General features: G+C 59.5%; 14 protein-coding genes and 1 pseudogene. All 15 read left to right on the forward strand.

What is annotated here, in order from left to right; translation table 11 throughout:
* Positions 1 to 2 precede the first annotated feature (2 nt).
* Positions 3 to 1,346, forward strand: coding sequence for a UDP-N-acetylmuramoyl-L-alanine--D-glutamate ligase (murD, locus tag ACZ1GU_RS04175; RefSeq protein ID WP_472646830.1), 1,344 nt, complete (start codon positions 3 to 5; stop codon positions 1,344 to 1,346).
* Positions 1,343 to 2,572, forward strand: a complete 1,230-nt coding sequence (locus ACZ1GU_RS04180) for an FtsW/RodA/SpoVE family cell cycle protein (RefSeq protein WP_472646831.1) — start codon at positions 1,343 to 1,345, stop codon at positions 2,570 to 2,572. Before murD ends, ACZ1GU_RS04180 begins: the two co-directional genes overlap by 4 nt.
* Positions 2,569 to 3,779 (forward strand): annotated as a pseudogene (murG, locus tag ACZ1GU_RS04185) (undecaprenyldiphospho-muramoylpentapeptide beta-N-acetylglucosaminyltransferase). Before ACZ1GU_RS04180 ends, murG begins: the two are co-directional and overlap by 4 nt.
* Positions 3,776 to 5,206 carry a UDP-N-acetylmuramate--L-alanine ligase gene (gene murC, locus ACZ1GU_RS04190; protein WP_472646832.1) on the forward strand — a complete coding sequence of 477 codons (1,431 nt, stop codon included), beginning with the start codon at positions 3,776 to 3,778 and terminating at the stop codon, positions 5,204 to 5,206. Before murG ends, murC begins: the two are co-directional and overlap by 4 nt.
* A gap of 85 nt (positions 5,207 to 5,291) precedes the next feature.
* Positions 5,292 to 6,176, forward strand: coding sequence for a UDP-N-acetylmuramate dehydrogenase (gene murB / locus ACZ1GU_RS04195; RefSeq protein WP_472648710.1), 885 nt, complete (start codon positions 5,292 to 5,294; stop codon positions 6,174 to 6,176).
* The gene (locus ACZ1GU_RS04200; RefSeq protein WP_472646833.1) at positions 6,173 to 6,694 is read left to right on the forward strand and encodes a DUF4262 domain-containing protein; all 522 of its coding nucleotides are present in this window, start codon (positions 6,173 to 6,175) and stop codon (positions 6,692 to 6,694) included. Before murB ends, ACZ1GU_RS04200 begins: the two co-directional genes overlap by 4 nt.
* On the forward strand, positions 6,691 to 7,677 hold the full coding sequence (locus ACZ1GU_RS04205) for a D-alanine--D-alanine ligase (RefSeq protein WP_472646834.1): 987 nt from the start codon (positions 6,691 to 6,693) through the stop codon (positions 7,675 to 7,677). Before ACZ1GU_RS04200 ends, ACZ1GU_RS04205 begins: the two co-directional genes overlap by 4 nt.
* A complete protein-coding gene (locus ACZ1GU_RS04210; RefSeq protein WP_472646835.1) occupies positions 7,664 to 8,581 on the forward strand; it encodes a cell division protein FtsQ/DivIB in 918 nt (305 codons plus the stop codon). The genes ACZ1GU_RS04205 and ACZ1GU_RS04210 overlap by 14 nt, the downstream gene beginning before the upstream one ends.
* Entirely contained in the window at positions 8,581 to 9,909 is a 1,329-nt protein-coding gene (gene ftsA, locus ACZ1GU_RS04215; RefSeq protein WP_472646836.1) for a cell division protein FtsA, read from the forward strand. Before ACZ1GU_RS04210 ends, ftsA begins: the two co-directional genes overlap by 1 nt.
* A 156-nt stretch (positions 9,910 to 10,065) precedes the next feature.
* Complete coding sequence (gene ftsZ / locus ACZ1GU_RS04220) at positions 10,066 to 11,379, forward strand: cell division protein FtsZ (protein WP_472646837.1); 1,314 nt, start codon at positions 10,066 to 10,068, stop codon at positions 11,377 to 11,379.
* The gene (locus ACZ1GU_RS04225) at positions 11,339 to 11,803 is read left to right on the forward strand and encodes a hypothetical protein (RefSeq protein WP_472646838.1); all 465 of its coding nucleotides are present in this window, start codon (positions 11,339 to 11,341) and stop codon (positions 11,801 to 11,803) included. Before ftsZ ends, ACZ1GU_RS04225 begins: the two co-directional genes overlap by 41 nt.
* 99 nt (positions 11,804 to 11,902) lie before the next feature.
* Positions 11,903 to 13,447 carry a tetratricopeptide repeat protein gene (locus ACZ1GU_RS04230; RefSeq protein WP_472646839.1) on the forward strand — a complete coding sequence of 515 codons (1,545 nt, stop codon included), beginning with the start codon at positions 11,903 to 11,905 and terminating at the stop codon, positions 13,445 to 13,447.
* A gap of 140 nt (positions 13,448 to 13,587) precedes the next feature.
* Positions 13,588 to 14,094, forward strand: a complete 507-nt coding sequence (locus tag ACZ1GU_RS04235) for a type III secretion system chaperone family protein (protein WP_472646840.1) — start codon at positions 13,588 to 13,590, stop codon at positions 14,092 to 14,094.
* Positions 14,095 to 14,122: 28 nt separating this feature from the next.
* The gene (locus ACZ1GU_RS04240; RefSeq protein WP_472646841.1) at positions 14,123 to 14,929 is read left to right on the forward strand and encodes a pyrroline-5-carboxylate reductase family protein; all 807 of its coding nucleotides are present in this window, start codon (positions 14,123 to 14,125) and stop codon (positions 14,927 to 14,929) included.
* 129 nt (positions 14,930 to 15,058) lie between these two features.
* On the forward strand, positions 15,059 to 15,814 hold the full coding sequence (locus ACZ1GU_RS04245; RefSeq protein WP_472646842.1) for a Bax inhibitor-1/YccA family protein: 756 nt from the start codon (positions 15,059 to 15,061) through the stop codon (positions 15,812 to 15,814).
* Positions 15,815 to 15,826 lie beyond the last annotated feature (12 nt).

The following is a 15,826-nucleotide window of genomic DNA, read 5'->3' on the forward strand; positions in this document are numbered from 1 at the left end:
CCGTGATCACATCGACTGCCTTTGCTGGAAAGCGCTATGCCGTGCTCGGCCTGGCGCGATCCGGCGCGGCTACGGTGGAGGCTCTGCTAGCGAGCGGGGCCGAGGTGACGGCGTGGGACAATCGCGAGGAAGCGCGCGCGGCTTATGCTGGGCGCTGCGAGCTGGCCGACCCGCTGGAGCTGGACCTCACCGGATTTGCGGGCGTGGTGGTGTCGCCCGGCGTTCCGCTCAACGCGCATCCGATCAAGCACCATGCCGACACATTCGGCGTGCCGGTGATTGGCGATGTTGAATTGTTCGCCTTGGCGCGCGCCGAGTTGCCGCCGCACAAAGTGGTCGGGATTACCGGGACCAACGGCAAATCGACCACCACCGCGCTGGTGCACCATATCCTCAAGACCGCTGGCGTGCCGACAACGATGGGCGGGAACATTGGTCTGCCTATTCTCGCACAGGAGCCACTGCCAGAGGGCGGGGTCTATGTGCTGGAACTGTCGAGTTATCAGATCGATCTGACGTTCAGCTTGGATTGCGATGTTGCTGTGCTGCTCAACATCACGCCCGATCATCTGGATCGCTATGATGGTGATTTTGAGAAATATGCTGCGAGCAAGGCTAGGCTGTTCGAGATGCAATCTGGTGAAAGCTGTGCTGTGGCAAGAACGGAAGATTGGTGGGGCGGACAGAAGGCAGGCTCGAATGCAAGCGGAAAGTATCTCGAGGTTTCCGACGACATATTTTTCCAAATTCAAGATGCACCAAGAGCCATCATTCCATCTGAGCAAAGGCGCTGGCCCTCACTGAAAGGGCCACATAATTTGCAGAATGTAGAAGCCGCTTTGGCGGTTTCCGTTGTTCTAGATTTGGATATGAAGCTGATCCGCAAAGGACTGGAAACCTTCCCCGGCCTCGCACATCGCATGGAGCGGGTCGCTGAGCGCAATGGCGTTACCTACATCAACGACAGTAAGGCGACCAATGCGGATTCCACCGCGCCTGCCATTGCGGCCTACGCTCCCGATCCCGACCCGCGCGTGCGCTGGATCGTCGGAGGCATGGCCAAAGAGCAAGGCCTCGGCAAGCTTGCGGGACTGATGGATCATATCGCGGCTGCCTACACTATCGGCCAAGACGGCGAGATGTTCGCCAACGCAATCCAGCCATCCGCGCCCGCGACCTATTGCGAAACGCTCAGCAAAGCTTTCGCCAAAGCACACGGCGAAGCAAAAAGCGGCGACGTTGTTCTGTTCTCGCCAGCCTGTGCGAGTTTCGATCAGTTCAAGGATTTCGAAGATCGCGGGCAACAATTCCGCGATCTGGTCCATGCCTTGGGGGAGGCGGCATGAGCACAACTGGACATTTTGCGCCAACGCAGGCCGCAGCCACCTTTCACGCGCCCGTGCCAAGAGCGCGCGGATGGATAAGCGACGTGCGCATCTGGTGGCGCGAAGTTGATAAATGGCTGCTGGGGCTGGTGCTGATTTTGATGATGATTGGCACGGCTGCCGTCGCAGCTGCTTCTCCTGCAAGCGCTGATCAGCTCTCGACCGTTGAAACGCAGCTCGACGAATTTCTATTCTTCAAATCGCACATCGTCTGGCAGATTTTGGGCGTCGGCGTGATGGTCGTTACCAGCTTTGCGAGCCGCGACAATGCGCGGCGGATGGGCATTTTGCTTTTTGCAGCGATGTTGTTCCTGCTGTTTCTCGTGCCCTTCATCGGCGCGGAGAAAAACGGCGCGCGTCGCTGGCTTGAATTTGGCATGTCATTGCAACCTTCTGAGTTTCTCAAACCCGGATTTGCGATCGCGATGGCTTGGATACTGAGCTGGCGGTTGCGCGATCCGAACCTGCCGGTTCTGACGTATGTGACCGGCGCCATGGTTCTAATCGGCGGCTTGCTGATGCTCCAACCCAACCTTGGCGCGACCATCCTGTTTGCAGGCGTGTGGTTCGTGCTGGTGTTACTGTCTGGTGTGTCGGTGCAGCGGATCAGCGCGCTGGTCGGCGCAGGCGTGATTGGCCTGACTGCGACCTATTTCCTCTATGATAATGCGCGCCACCGCATCGACGCGTTCTTGGGTGGAGGCACAGCCTTTGACCAGGTTGATCTGGCGCAGCGCACCCTTCTTGCGGGCGGCTGGACCGGCAGCGGTCTGTGGCTGGGCATTCGCAAGATGAACTTGCCCGAAGCGCACACCGACTACATCTTCTCCGTCATCGGAGAGGAGTATGGTTTGCTGATGTGTGCGGTGATTGTGCTGCTTTACCTCGCGATTGTAGCGCGGGTGCTGTTGCGGCTGGTGGATGAAGAGAACCTGTTCGTGCTGCTCGCAGGCGCGGGCCTGGTCACGCAAATCGGCGGTCAGGCGTTCATCAACATTCTGGTCAATCTCCAACTGTTCCCTTCCAAGGGGATGACCTTGCCGCTGGTCAGCTATGGCGGTTCTTCGACACTCGCGGTGTGCTTCACATTCGGATTGCTGCTGGCGATCACGCGGCGCAATCCCTTCTTGCAACGCGAATCTCCCGGGTTGAAAGACTTCCTGTCGAATAAGGAGGAGCCGCGATGAGCAGCGACACGCCCAAAGGCGCAAGCCGCCACTTCGTCCTTGCCGCAGGTGGTACGGGCGGGCATCTGATCCCAGCCTTCGCGCTGGCGACCGAGCTTGAAGCGCGCGGACATCATGTGGCGCTCATCACCGATGAGCGCGGGGCGAACATTCCGGGTAAGCCTGACTTTTTGACCGCGCATGTCCTGCCCGCAGGTCGCTTGGGCAAGAACCCCATTCGCTGGTTCAGCGGTCTTCGCTCTATCATGGAGGGGCGCAACATGGCGCTGCGCCTTTTCGATGCGTTTGAGCCTAGCGCGGTGATCGGCTTCGGCGGGTACCCAGCCTTTCCCGCTTTGCTTGCCTCAACCAAAGCCAAAATCCCAAGCGTCGTTCATGAGCAGAACGCTGTGCTGGGCCGCGTCAACCGCCTGCTCGCCGGGCGCGTCGATGCAATTGCGACGAGCTATCCCGATGTCGAGCGCCTGAAAGAAAAGCACGAGACCAAGGTTTTTCTGGTCGGCAATCCAGTCCGCCCCGAAGTGCTTGAGCTGCGCAAACAGGACTTTCCCGAATTCACCGAAGAAGGCCTGCTGCGCGTTCTCGTGACTGGAGGCAGTCAGGGCGCGAGCGTGCTCTCCGATGTCGTGCCCGATGGTCTTGCCATGCTGCCGCCTGCCCTGCGCCAGCGTCTGCAAGTCACTCAGCAATGCCGCAAGGAAGACGTCGAGGCTGTACGCGAGCGCTACGCCAATCACGACATCCCAGCAGAACTCGGCACCTATTTCGAAGACATGCAAGAGCGGCTGGCGGACTGCCACCTGTTCATTGGGCGCGCGGGCGCATCGACTATTGCCGAGCTGACGGCGGTGGGGCGTCCAGGCATTCTCGTGCCCTTGCCCATCGCAACTGATGACCATCAGGCAGCGAACACTCAAGAAGTGGTAAAAGCGGGCGGCGCGCGCATGATCCGGCAGCACAATTTCGCGCCTAAGGAATTGGCGAAGCAAATCCAGGCCATGGCGCAAAAGCCGCAGACCCTTGCCAATGCAGCGCATGGCGCGTGGAATTGCGGTACGCCCTGATGCAGCAAAGGATCTCGCGGATCTGGTCGAAAGTTTTGGCGGCGTTGATATGATGGACGTCATCCGCGTGGGCGAAGGCGAGAAACGCCAGACTGCGACCAACACTGCGGTACGAAGGCGCGACCAAGGATATGGCCGAATGAAGGGTGTCGGCACCGATATCGGGACGATCCATTTCGTCGGAATTGGCGGGATCGGGATGTCCGGCATCGCCGAAGTGATGCACAATCTCGGCTATTCGGTGCAGGGCAGTGATCTGGCCGAAGGTCCGAGCGTTGAGCGCCTGCGCGCGCGCGGGATCAACGTGCATATCGGGCACGAGCGCGAGAACGTGGACGGCGTCGCGGTCGTCGTGACCTCAACTGCCGTGCGCCGGACCAATCCGGAAGTCGCCGCTGCGCTTGAAAACCGCACGCCAGTGGTTCGCCGTGCGGAAATGCTCGCCGAGCTGATGCGCCTGAAATCGACAGTTGCCGTCGCGGGAACGCACGGAAAGACAACGACGACCAGCATGATCGCAGCCCTGCTTGATAAAGGTGAAGTCGATCCGACGGTCATCAATGGCGGCATCATCGAGCAATATGGCTCCAACGCGCGCCTCGGTGACAGCGACTGGATGGTAATCGAGGCAGATGAAAGCGACGGGAGCTTCCTGCGGCTCGACGGCACGATTGCGGTCGTCACCAATATCGATCCCGAGCATTTGGATCACTATGGCGATTTCGACGGCGTCAAACGCGCCTTTGTCGAGTTCATCCACAACGTGCCGTTTTACGGCGCGGCGATCCTTTGTGTCGATCACCCAGAGGTTCAGGCGGTCATCGGGCAAGTGCGCGATCGCAAGGTCGTCACATACGGCTTCTCTCTGCAAGCCGATATTTGCGGCGTAAACATCCAGCCGCACGAAGGCGGCAATCGCTTCGATGTGGTCATCCGCCAGCGGGGCGAAGAGGACCGCCGGATCGAAGGCGTGAACCTTCCAATGCCGGGGCGTCACAATGTCCAAAACGCGCTCGCAGCGATTGCCGTCGCGATTGAGATGGGCTGCGCCGATGATGTGATCCGCGAAGGTTTTGGCCAATTTGGCGGAGTGCGTCGCCGTTTCACCAAGGTCGGCACTGTCGCCGTGGATGGCGGATCAGTCAGCGTGATCGACGACTATGCCCACCACCCGGTTGAAATCCGTGCCGTGCTGGAAGCAGCGCGCGAGGCCGTCGGCGGAGAGCAGGGCCGCGTTATCGCCGTTGCGCAGCCGCACCGCTATTCCCGGCTCAATGATTTGATGGAAGAGTTCCAAAGCTGCTTCAACGAAGCGGACCTCGTCTATGTGACGCCTGTCTACGAAGCCGGCGAAGACCCGATCGAAGGCGTGGATTCAGCCGCTTTGGTCGCAGGCCTCAAATCGCGCGGGCACAGAGCAGCGCAAACTGTCGAGGATCAAAGCGAGCTTGCCGGGGTCCTCGCAGCAGAAATTCGCGATGGAGACATTATCGTATGCCTCGGCGCGGGGGATATCACCCGCTGGGCCGCTGGCCTCGCAGCCGAGATTGACTCACAACGGAGCGCATGAACGAAATGGTGCAGCCAGGCGACTGGAACGATATGGACGACGGATCAGCCCCAACCAGCTCGGTTGAGGGGCTGCGGGCGCGCCTATCCCGGTCGATGGTGTTCGTGGCAGGCTGACGCAGGACGCGCCGCTCGCCAAGCATGTCTGGTTCAAAAGCGGCGGCAATGCCGATTGGCTGTTCGAGCCTGCCGATATTGACGATTTGCGCGATTTTCTCGAGCGGCTCGATGGTCAGGTTCCCGTGATGACGCTGGGTGTCGGATCGAATATGATTATTCGCGATGGCGGTGTGCCGGGTGTTGTTATCAAGCTCGGCAAAGCTTTTTCCGAAGTGGAAATCACCGGAGAGACCACGCTGCAAGCTGGGGCGGCGACCCCCGTTAGCATTATGGCGCGCCGTGCGGGCAAGGCCGGGATCGACGGGCTCTCATTCTTTATCGGCATTCCCGGCTCTGTCGGCGGCGTCGTGCGGATGAACGGCGGGTGTTATGGCCGCGAGACTTGCGATGTGCTGACCGAATGCGACGTCATCCTGCCCAATGGCGAGTTTGCCACGCTCTCCAACGCCGATCTCCAATACAGCTATCGCCACTCGGCATTGCCGGATGGCGCGGTGGTTGTCGCGGCGCGGTTTGAGGGATTCCCCGGCGACCCAGAGGTCATCAAGGCAGAGATGGACCGCATTTCATCCGAGCGCAAAGGCTCTCAACCCATTGGCAGCATGACTGGTGGTTCAACGTTCAAGAACCCGCCGGGGCATTCGAGCTGGAAGCTGATCGACGATGCGGGCCTACGCGGCTTCAAACTTGGCGGCGCTCAGGTCTCCGAAAAGCACTGCAATTTCTTGATCAATACCGGCGATGCGACCAGCGCGGATATTGAAGGGCTGGGCGAGCTGGTGCGCGAGAAAGTCTACGCGAACTCCGGCGTCGAACTGCAGTGGGAAATCAAGCGGGTCGGGCGTCCATGAGGAACTGGTTCAAAAAAGACGAACTCTCTCGAGAAGAACGCGAGATCGTATCGAACGTTGAGAAACATGGATGCCATCTCAACGGGGTCTTCGATCCAGAAGGCGTCCAGCCCAATTTCGTCTATTCTGTCGGATTCACCCAGACGCTCGAAAAAACCGGTAAATCTGACATGCCGGAGATCATCATTTTTGGCCTGCCCGGCGATTTTTGTGGCCCGGCGATCAATCAGCTGCTCGCGATGTGCGTCGCGGGGCAAGTGCTACAGGACGGGGTTCGGATAGAGGGTTTCTTCGGCGACTACGATGGCATTGTTAGGAAGGTTCATCCAAGCCAGATAGAAGAGGAGTATCTCAATTCGGCAATATGGTATCATCGCACCCAGATGGACAGCGAGCTCACTAATGTGGCGATGCTGGTCTGGCCCGATGCAAGCGGAATTTTCCCATGGGAGGAGGGTTGCGAAGAATGGGTCATCGCAGATCAACCCGCTCTCTATGAACCACGGCTTGCCACATGAGTACCAACCAATTTCTCCATATCGCGGTCCTGATGGGCGGCTGGGCCAATGAGCGCGAAGTTTCGCTGTCGAGCGGAAATGGCGTTGCCGATGCGCTCGAAAGCAAAGGCTACCGGGTCACCCGCATTGATATGGGCCGCGATGTCGCTAGGCGCATTGCCGAGGCAAAGCCCGACGTTGTGTTCAACGCGCTCCACGGCGTGCCCGGCGAAGACGGTACGGTGCAGGGAATGCTCGATCTGATGGGCGTGCCATACACGCATTCGGGCGTTGCTACCTCTGTCATCGCTATCGACAAGCAGCTCACCAAGATGGTGCTTCAACCGCATGGCGTGCCGTTTCCGGGCGGACGCATCGTGCAATGCGACGAGGTATTCGAGCGTGATCCGCTGCCGCGTCCCTATGTCTTGAAACCGGTCAATGAAGGGTCCTCAGTCGGCGTCGCGATTGTCACGGATGACAGCAACTACGGCAATCCGATTGCGCGCGATGCGGCGGGGCCGTGGCAGGACTTTGACGCGCTGCTCGCTGAACCCTTCATCAAAGGCCGCGAGTTGACGACAGCGGTGATCGACGGGCCCGACGGACCGCGTGCCCTTGGCGTAACTGAGCTGATCGTGAAGTCAGGTTTCTACGATTACGAGAACAAATACACCGAAGGCAAAACCGAGCATATCTGCCCGGCTAACATACCTGCCGAGATCGCTGCCCTGTGCGAGCATTATGCACTCACCGCCCACGCAAAGCTTGGCTGTGCAGGTGTCAGTCGCACCGATTTCCGCTGGGACGACGAAGTGGGCGACGCGGGGCTGTTCGTGCTCGAGACCAACACGCAGCCAGGTATGACGCCGCTCAGCCTCGTACCGGAGCAGGGCAAGCATTTTGGGATCGCCTATCCCGATTTGTGCGAAATGATCGTGCGAGAGGCGCTGCGCGTGCATGCGCCCGCACCAACGCGAGGAGGCGCTGATGGCGCAGATTAAACGCGGCGGAAAAGGCGTGCGGCGGGCGGCCAAGGCATCAAGCCGGGCAAAGACAGCGCGGCGGGCCAAGGCGAAGACGACAGGCGTTGTAAGCAGCGCGATAAGCCTGCTGCCTTTCACCGACGATCAATTGCAGCGGATATTCCTCGCCTTCATCATCGGAGGTGCGGTGGCGCTTGCGTGGTTCATCGCGAGCCTTGCAGGCGTGCCTGCTATGGCGCAGGCGCAGGTCGCGGCGCTCGCCTCAGATGCCGGATTCGAGGTGCGCCATGTTCGCGTGACCGGAACAAAACGCATGGATGAGCAACACGTCTACAGCCGCGCTCTCGCCCAGCGTGACCGGCCTATGCCGCAAGTCGAGCTCGAGGCTTTGCGCGAAGAATTGCTCGAAATGCCGTGGGTTGAGGATGCGCGGGTTTCAGCGCAACTGCCTGAAACATTGGCGATCGACATTGTCGAGCGGAAGCCGCATGCGGTGCTCGCCAAGCCGGACCGCTTAATGCTGATTGATGCCTCGGGCGTCGAGCTGGAACCAGTAGCGATCGAGAACGCCAAGGATATGCTGCTCATCTCTGGTCCGGGCGCAAGCCGACACGTCAGCGATCTTGATCGGCTGCTTGCCGCAGCGCCAGCCTTGAAGCCGCAGATTGAGGCCGCAGAATGGGTCGGCAATCGCCGCTGGAACCTGACCTTCAAAACGGAGCAAGTGCTGGCATTGCCAGAGGGCGAAGACGTAGCCGCGACTGCGCTTGTAAAGTTCGCTCGGATGGACGGACAGAACCGCTTGATCGGCGGCAAGGTTGCAACTTTCGACATGCGCGCTCCGCCGCGTCTTTACATGCGCATTCCGGGCCGTTCTGAGCAGGTCTTGCCGGACGGATCTGGCGGCGGAGGCTTCCGCTAATGCCACCGGCCAAGAACCAGAGCCCGCTCGGAAAAGCGCGCCTCGCCAAGATCTTCGGCGCAGTAAACATCGGCTCGTTCCGTATCTCGGCCATGATTATGGGCGAAACCGAGGATGGCGATCTGGTCGTTCTCGGATCGGGCCACCGGGCCAGCCAAGGGATCAAGCGCGGCTATGTCACGGACATGAAGGCTGCGACCTATGCCATTCGCGACGCGGTCGAGCGCGCAGAGAAAAACGCCGGGGCCAATGTGCAGAGCGTATGGGTTGCTTGCGCCGGAGCAGGGCTCGCCAGCAGTGTCTCAAAGGTCGAGATCGAAATTGGCGGTCGCCGGATCGAGGAAGAAGATGTCGAGCATCTGCTAGTGGCTGCGCGCGACGCGATCCAGCCCGATGGCCGCATGGTGCTGCACGCTCAGCCTGCCCATTACACGCTCGACGGCGCGAACGGCGTTGCCAATCCGCGCGGTCTCCATGCCGAGCGGTTGGGTGTAGACGTCCATGTGATGTTGGCTGACGGCGCGCCGGTGCGCAATCTTACTGAAGCGGTGCAAAACGCGCATCTCGAGGTCGAAGGCGTCGTTGCAGCGCCGCTCGCTGCCAGCTACGCTGTGCTCAGCCAGGAAGAGCGCGAACTGGGCGTTGCCTTGGTCGAAATCGGCAATGATGTGACCAACGTGTCTGTCCATGCGGGTGGCATGCTGCTGGGGCTTCATGCTTTGCCGTTTGGGTCAGGCGACATCACCGATGCGATTGCCAGTGCCTTTGGCATTCGCCGATTTCAGGCAGAGCGCCTTAAATGCGTCTCTGGCTCGGCCATCGCCTCGCCCAGCGATCACCGCGAGATGATCCCCGTAAATGGACCAAATGATGGCGGCGATGGCGCTGCAGGGCCAATGGCACGCGGCGCCGATGACAAGAATCGCATTCCCCGCGCCGAATTGGTCTCGGTCGTGACCCAGAATCTCTCGCGGCTCACAGATGAAGTTGGCCGAGCGCTCAAATCGATGGGCTTTTACGGCTCTCGTGCGGGTCAGGTTGTGCTGACCGGCGGAGGAGCCGAGCTCGCAGGCCTCGCCGAATTTGCTCAAGGTGCGCTAGGAATGCCAGTGCGGATTGGCCGCGCGCCAACATTGAGAGGATTGCCCGAAGCGCATTCGACACCAGGGTTTGCGACGCTTTCCGGTCTATGTCTCTATGCGGCTGACGACCCGATCGACATCCGTGCAATCGGAGCGAAGTTCCAGCAGACAACGCGCTATGATGGTGGGTTTATCGGATCGCATATTCTGTCGCGTTTGTTTCGAGCATTGAAGGAGTATTTCTGATATGAGGCGAATAAACCGCCTTTGATCAGAAAATAGGCACTGTGGATAAGGGTTTGTGCGCTATAAACGCGAATACGCATATGTGGCACAAGTCATGGTAAATATTGCACACAGCGGGGAGCCGGTGGGTCGCCCCTCGCTCGGAAGGACACGATCATGAGTATCAATATCGGACCAGCAGCGACGGATGACCTGCGACCTCGCATTACCGTTGTCGGAATTGGCGGAGCGGGCGGAAACGCCATCGCCAATATGATTGAATCCGACATCGAGGGTGTCGAATTTATCGTTGCGAACACGGATGCGCAGGCGCTCAGCAGCAGCCCGGCACAGACCCGAATTCAGCTTGGTCCTGACATCACAGGTGGCCTTGGCGCTGGCGCTCGTCCCGAAGTCGGCAAGGCGGCTGCTGAAGAAACCGTGGCAGAAATCGAAGCCGCGCTTGATGGCGTCAACATGGTATTCATCGCCGCGGGCATGGGCGGCGGTACGGGCACGGGTGCAGCGCCTGTTATCGCAGAAGCAGCGCGACGTAAGGGCGTGCTCACTGTTGGTGTGGTGACCAAGCCGTTCCTGTTTGAAGGCACGCGTCGGATGCGCGCTGCAGAAGCCGGCATCGACGAGCTGCAAGAGCATGTCGACACGTTGATTGTCATCCCGAACCAGAACCTGTTTCTTGTGGCTCAGGCTGAGACGACTTTCAAACAAGCGTTCCAGCTTGCTGACGAGGTGCTGCAACAAGGTGTCCGCTCGATCACCGATCTGATGGTGATGCCGGGCCTCATCAATCTCGACTTTGCTGATGTCCGCTCTGTCATGAGCGAGATGGGCAAGGCGATGATGGGCACAGGCGAGGGCGAGGGTGAAAACCGCGCGCTTGATGCAGCTGAGCAGGCAATCGCCAATCCGCTGCTCGACGGCGTCAGCATGCAAGGCGCCAAAGGTGTGATCATTTCGATCATCGGCGGCGAAGACATGAAACTGCTCGAAGTTGACGAGGCGGCCAACCACATTCGCGAGCTTGTTGACGAAGATGCCAACATTATCTGGGGCAGCGCGTTCAATCCCGATCTCGATGGCAAGATCCGCGTGTCGGTGGTTGCGACCGGCATAGAGCAGGGCGCGGTCGGCTCCGCCAGCGACAGCGCGCCAGTTGCTTTGTCGAGCGCGCGCGCGCCGAAGAAGCCGGCACTGCCTCTGCCAGGTGAAGAAGATGAGGTAGCCGAAGCTGAAGAACTGCCAGCGATGGATCTCGGGTCGTTTTCGGAACCGGTGACCGAAGAAGAGCCTGAGATGGCCGAAGACGAGCCTTATGAGGCGGAGCCATTTGACCTAAGCGGTATGCAAGCAGGCGATGAGCTTGGCGATGATGATGACGATGACGTCGATGGCATTGTCGATCCGCTTGCTGGTTTGCGCGGCGCGGAAGATGATTTCGGCGGCGGCCTCGAAGAACCGGTACGAAGATAGCTCGTTCGGCGGCGCGACTGATGCTGGCTTTGGCAGCAGTGAGCCGGCAGCCGATGCGAACGAGAGTGATACGTTTGACCTAACATCGGAAGTCTCCGGCGATGATGGCGGTGATGATCTCCTTGGCGAGGCGGACCGTCTGGCTGAAGAAGACAATCCGGTTGAGCAAAGCGCGCCTTCGCGCCGCGACGGTATCCTTGGTTCAGGCACGGGCGAGGCCGCTGATGATGCGTCCGGCGCTCCAGCCAGCACGGCTCCGGCAGCGGCAGCGGGCGGCAGCACGCTCTTCGAGCGTATGGCCAATCTTTCGCGCGCATCCAGCTCTGATAAAAAGGACGACGAAGACGAGGAAGAGGACGCAAGCGGCGAAGACGCGCCAGCGCTGAGCATTCCGCGGTTCCTCGGTCGCCAGAATAACCAATAAATCGACGCGAAGAGTGCATGGCGGGCCGGTTGCAAGCGTCAACGGCCCGTCGTCGCATCCATGCGGTTCGGCGCTGGTTCACAATATTGCGGCTAGCCAATGATCGCCGCGATGTTACATGATCTCACCATGACCTTTGGACCTTCCACTCGCCTGTCGCTTTTGCTGATCGGTGCGGCTTCCAGTTTCGTCGCATTCCCGATGCCAGCAACCGCGCAGACCCAAGGCGCCACCGGGCGCGAAGTCGTCCAACCTTTGCCATCGGCTCAAGTCCAGCGACTCAACCGCGCATTGCGTCAATTGGCCCGCGCGCCGCGCGACTTGGGCGTGCTGGTCGAGGCCGGCAATGCTGCGATGGCGCTCGGCGATTATGATGCGGCCATCGGCTTTTTTGGGCGGGCGCAGGATATCTCTCCCAATGACGCACGGGTGAAGATGGGCATGGCTGCGGTGTTTCTCCGGTCTGATCGTCCGATCGAAGCGCTGCGTTTATTCAGCGAAGCAGAGGCGGCGGGCGCATCATCGCGCGATGTCTTGCCGGACCGGGGCCTCGCGTATGATTTGGTCGGCAACAACACCGAGGCGCAAGACGCCTATCGCAATGCGCTGATTTTGAGACAGGATGACGAGGTTGTCCGCCGTCTCGCGCTGAGCCAGGCCATCGCTGGCAATTCCGATGCGTTCGAGGCGACCTTACGTCCATTGCTTGAACAGCGTGATTTTGCCGCGTTTCGCACACAGGCGTTTGGATTGGCTATCCTCGGTCGGCAAGATGAGGCTGCGGCGATTGCCGATGCTGTGATGCCACGCGATCTGGCTGCGCGGATGACGCCATACCTTGCCTTTATGCCCCGTCTTACCAAGCCTCAGCAGGCGGCGGTCGCCAATCTTGGTATCTTTCCCGCCGCTGCTGACGTGGGACGCGACGACCCCCGCATTGCGCAATACGCTGCGCAAGGTAGCGCGATCGCGCGCAATGCGGATAGCCGTCTTGCGCCGGCAGGTGAGCCATTGGGGCAGCCCAGCGGTTCGTCATTGGATCAAGTACGTGTGGCGCAAGCGACCGAGCCAGCGCAAACGGAGGTTGAAAATCCGGCGGACCTGCCGCCCCAAGACACCGCCGAAACCGTGCGCGTCGCGCGCGCCGACGAAAGTGCCACGCCGCGCCCGGGCTTCGATCTTGTGCGGGTTTCGACTAGAACGGTTGATGAAACGCCCGAACCTGCAACGAAAGCGAGCGTTGCCGATGCCTTTGCTGGCTTTGGCGAGGAATTGCCAAGTGTATCGCGCGGCGGTGATGGAGCGGTCGATCTAGCGGCGATCGAAATTCCGCGTGAGGACAGCACAGCTCCTGCGGAGCCAGCCAAACCCGCGCATCCCAGCCGCAATTGGGTGCAGGTTGCAACGGGCAAAGATCGCTCTGCGCTCAAGTTTGACTGGCGACGGTTCAGCCGGACTGCTCCCGACGAATTGAGAGATTTTACCCCGCATGTCGTGGAATGGGGAGAGTCCAACCGGTTACTCGCTGGACCGATTTCGGACTCGAAAGATGCTCGCGCGCTGGTCAATGCGTTGAAGGACAAGGGCCTCGATAGCTTCACCTACACCAGTCCTGAAGGGCAAGAAATTCAACAGCTTCGATAGTTTTTTCGGTTACGAACAGCTTTCTGTGCACAGGCTTTGAACAAGCCAATTGCGTTCTCCCCAACCGCAAAAGCGCACCGCATTGCCAAGCAGCCCCTTGCCGATGCATTCCGCATCTCGATGCAAAAGAGATGCCCCCGATGAGACCTCGTGAGAACGAACAGCAGGCAGCAGATGATGCTGCGCCGGTCGACATGCTGGCCGCTTTATTCGAAGCGCGAGGCTGGCCGTTCGAGGTTGTCTCGGGCGACGAACTGACCGGTGAGATTCAGGGAAGCTGGACCAAATACCAATTGCGCGCGATCTGGCGAGCTGAGGACAATGTCCTTCAATTCATCGCTTTGCCTGACATCCGGGTCTCGGCTGAAAAGCGGGAGGCGGCGCACGAGTTGTTGTGCCTCATCAACGAGCAAATGTGGCTTGGGCACTTCGACATCTGGTCGAACGGTGACATGCTGCTTTATCGCCACGGCGCAATGCTGGGTGATGACGGAATGCTCAGCGTCAAACAGGCACAGGCGATGGTCGAAACCGCGCTGGATGATTGTGACCGGTTTTATCCCGCGTTCCAGTTTGTGTTGTGGGGCGACAAAAGTCCGCGCGATGCGCTCGATAGCGCGCTTGTCGACGCCGCTGGGGAAGCCTAAAAACCGCCCGAAAAGAAGGGCGGCTTGAATGAACACTCCTCGAAAACTGCTGATGATCGGTTGCGGCAATATGGCCGGCTCGATGCTGGCTGGATGGCTTGCAAAGGGCGTTGATCCAGTGCGCTTTCTGGTGGTCGATCCGGGACTGGACCAAGTGCCCGATGGCGTGACATTGCTGCGCGAGCTTCCGCAGGGAAGCGATCATGATGCGGTGTTGCTCGGGGTGAAGCCGCAACAACTTGAGGGTTTGAAGGAGAGCCTGCAGGCCATCACCGGCTCAGGTGTCACTGTGTTTTCGTTGCTCGCCGGGATCACTCTCGAAGGTTTGCGGAGTGCTTTTCCCGATGCCAAAGCGCATGTGCGGGTCATGCCCAATCTCGCGGTGCGGATCGGAAAGTCACCCGTTATTCTCGCCGAAAGCGGACTGGACCAATCCGAGCGCGATGCGGCATTCGCCTTCTTTGATCAGCTTGGCAGCGCGCTGTGGCTGGATGACGAGGCGCAGTTTAACTTGCTGACCGCGCTTGGAGGATCGGGGCCGGGCTTCGTCTATCGCTTCATTGACGCACTTGCTGGCGCAGCAACCGACCTCGGTATGGATCGCCCATCGGCAGACCGTTTGGCGCTTACGATGGTGGAGGGCGCAGCGCAGCTTGCAGGCGGTGCAGAGGTTTCTCCCGCAGAGCTGGCAGACCGGGTCGCAAGCCCCGGCGGCATGACCCGCGAAGGCCTCAACGTGCTCGACCGAGATGACGCCTTGCGCAACCTGCTGTGCGAAACCTTGAAAGCGACTGCGAGTAAAGGCGATGAACTCGCTCAAAACGCTGGCAAATAAGCGTTCGCAATAGTGTTAACGCGTGGAAAGCTTTGCAGTCCGGTTTTGCTTGAAATTCGCGCGCAAAATCCCGATATTATCGGGAACGGCGCGTATGGTCGCGCCCATTTTCAAAGGTAGGGATCTACTATGGCTGAATGGAATGACACTCAGCAAACACAGCAAAACTATACCGGGGCATCCGTCCCGAAATCAGGCGTGGTATTTGACCAGGGCCTGCGCAAATACATGCTCGGCGTGTACAACTATATGGCTTCGGCAATTCTGCTGACCGGTATTGTATCCATGCTGACAGCGCAGTCTGGCTTGGTCTTTGCGATGTTTGATCCGGCCACCGGCGGACCAACCCTTTTCTACTGGGCGATGGTCGCTGCACCCTTTATCCTCGTAATGTGGCTGCAGTTCCGCATCTTCAAAATGTCGGTCACCACGGCGAAGATTGCCTATTGGGTTTACGCCACACTGGTCGGCGTTTCGATTGCGTCGATCTTCGTCGTCTACACCCCGATTTCGATCGCGCAGACATTCTTCGCGACCGCAGCGGCTTTCGCTGGGCTTAGCCTGTTCGGATACACCACCAAGAAAGACCTGTCGGGCTTCGGCACTTTCCTTGTCATGGGTATCTGGGGACTGTTCGCGGCCATGCTGCTCAACGTCTTTATCTTCCAGTCGCCACTGGCTGATATGGTGATGAGCGGCGTCGGTGTACTGCTATTCGCAGGTTTCACCGCCTACAAGACACAGGAAGTGAAGAACATCTACTCGCAGGTTCGCGGCAACAGCGAGATGATGGCCAAGACCACCATCTACGGTGCGCTGCACCTTTACATGGCGTTCATCAACATGTTTCTGTTCCTGCTGCGCTTCATGGGCAGCCGCGACTGAACCTAAACGCAG

Source organism: Erythrobacter sp. HA7-11, assembly GCF_055693605.1.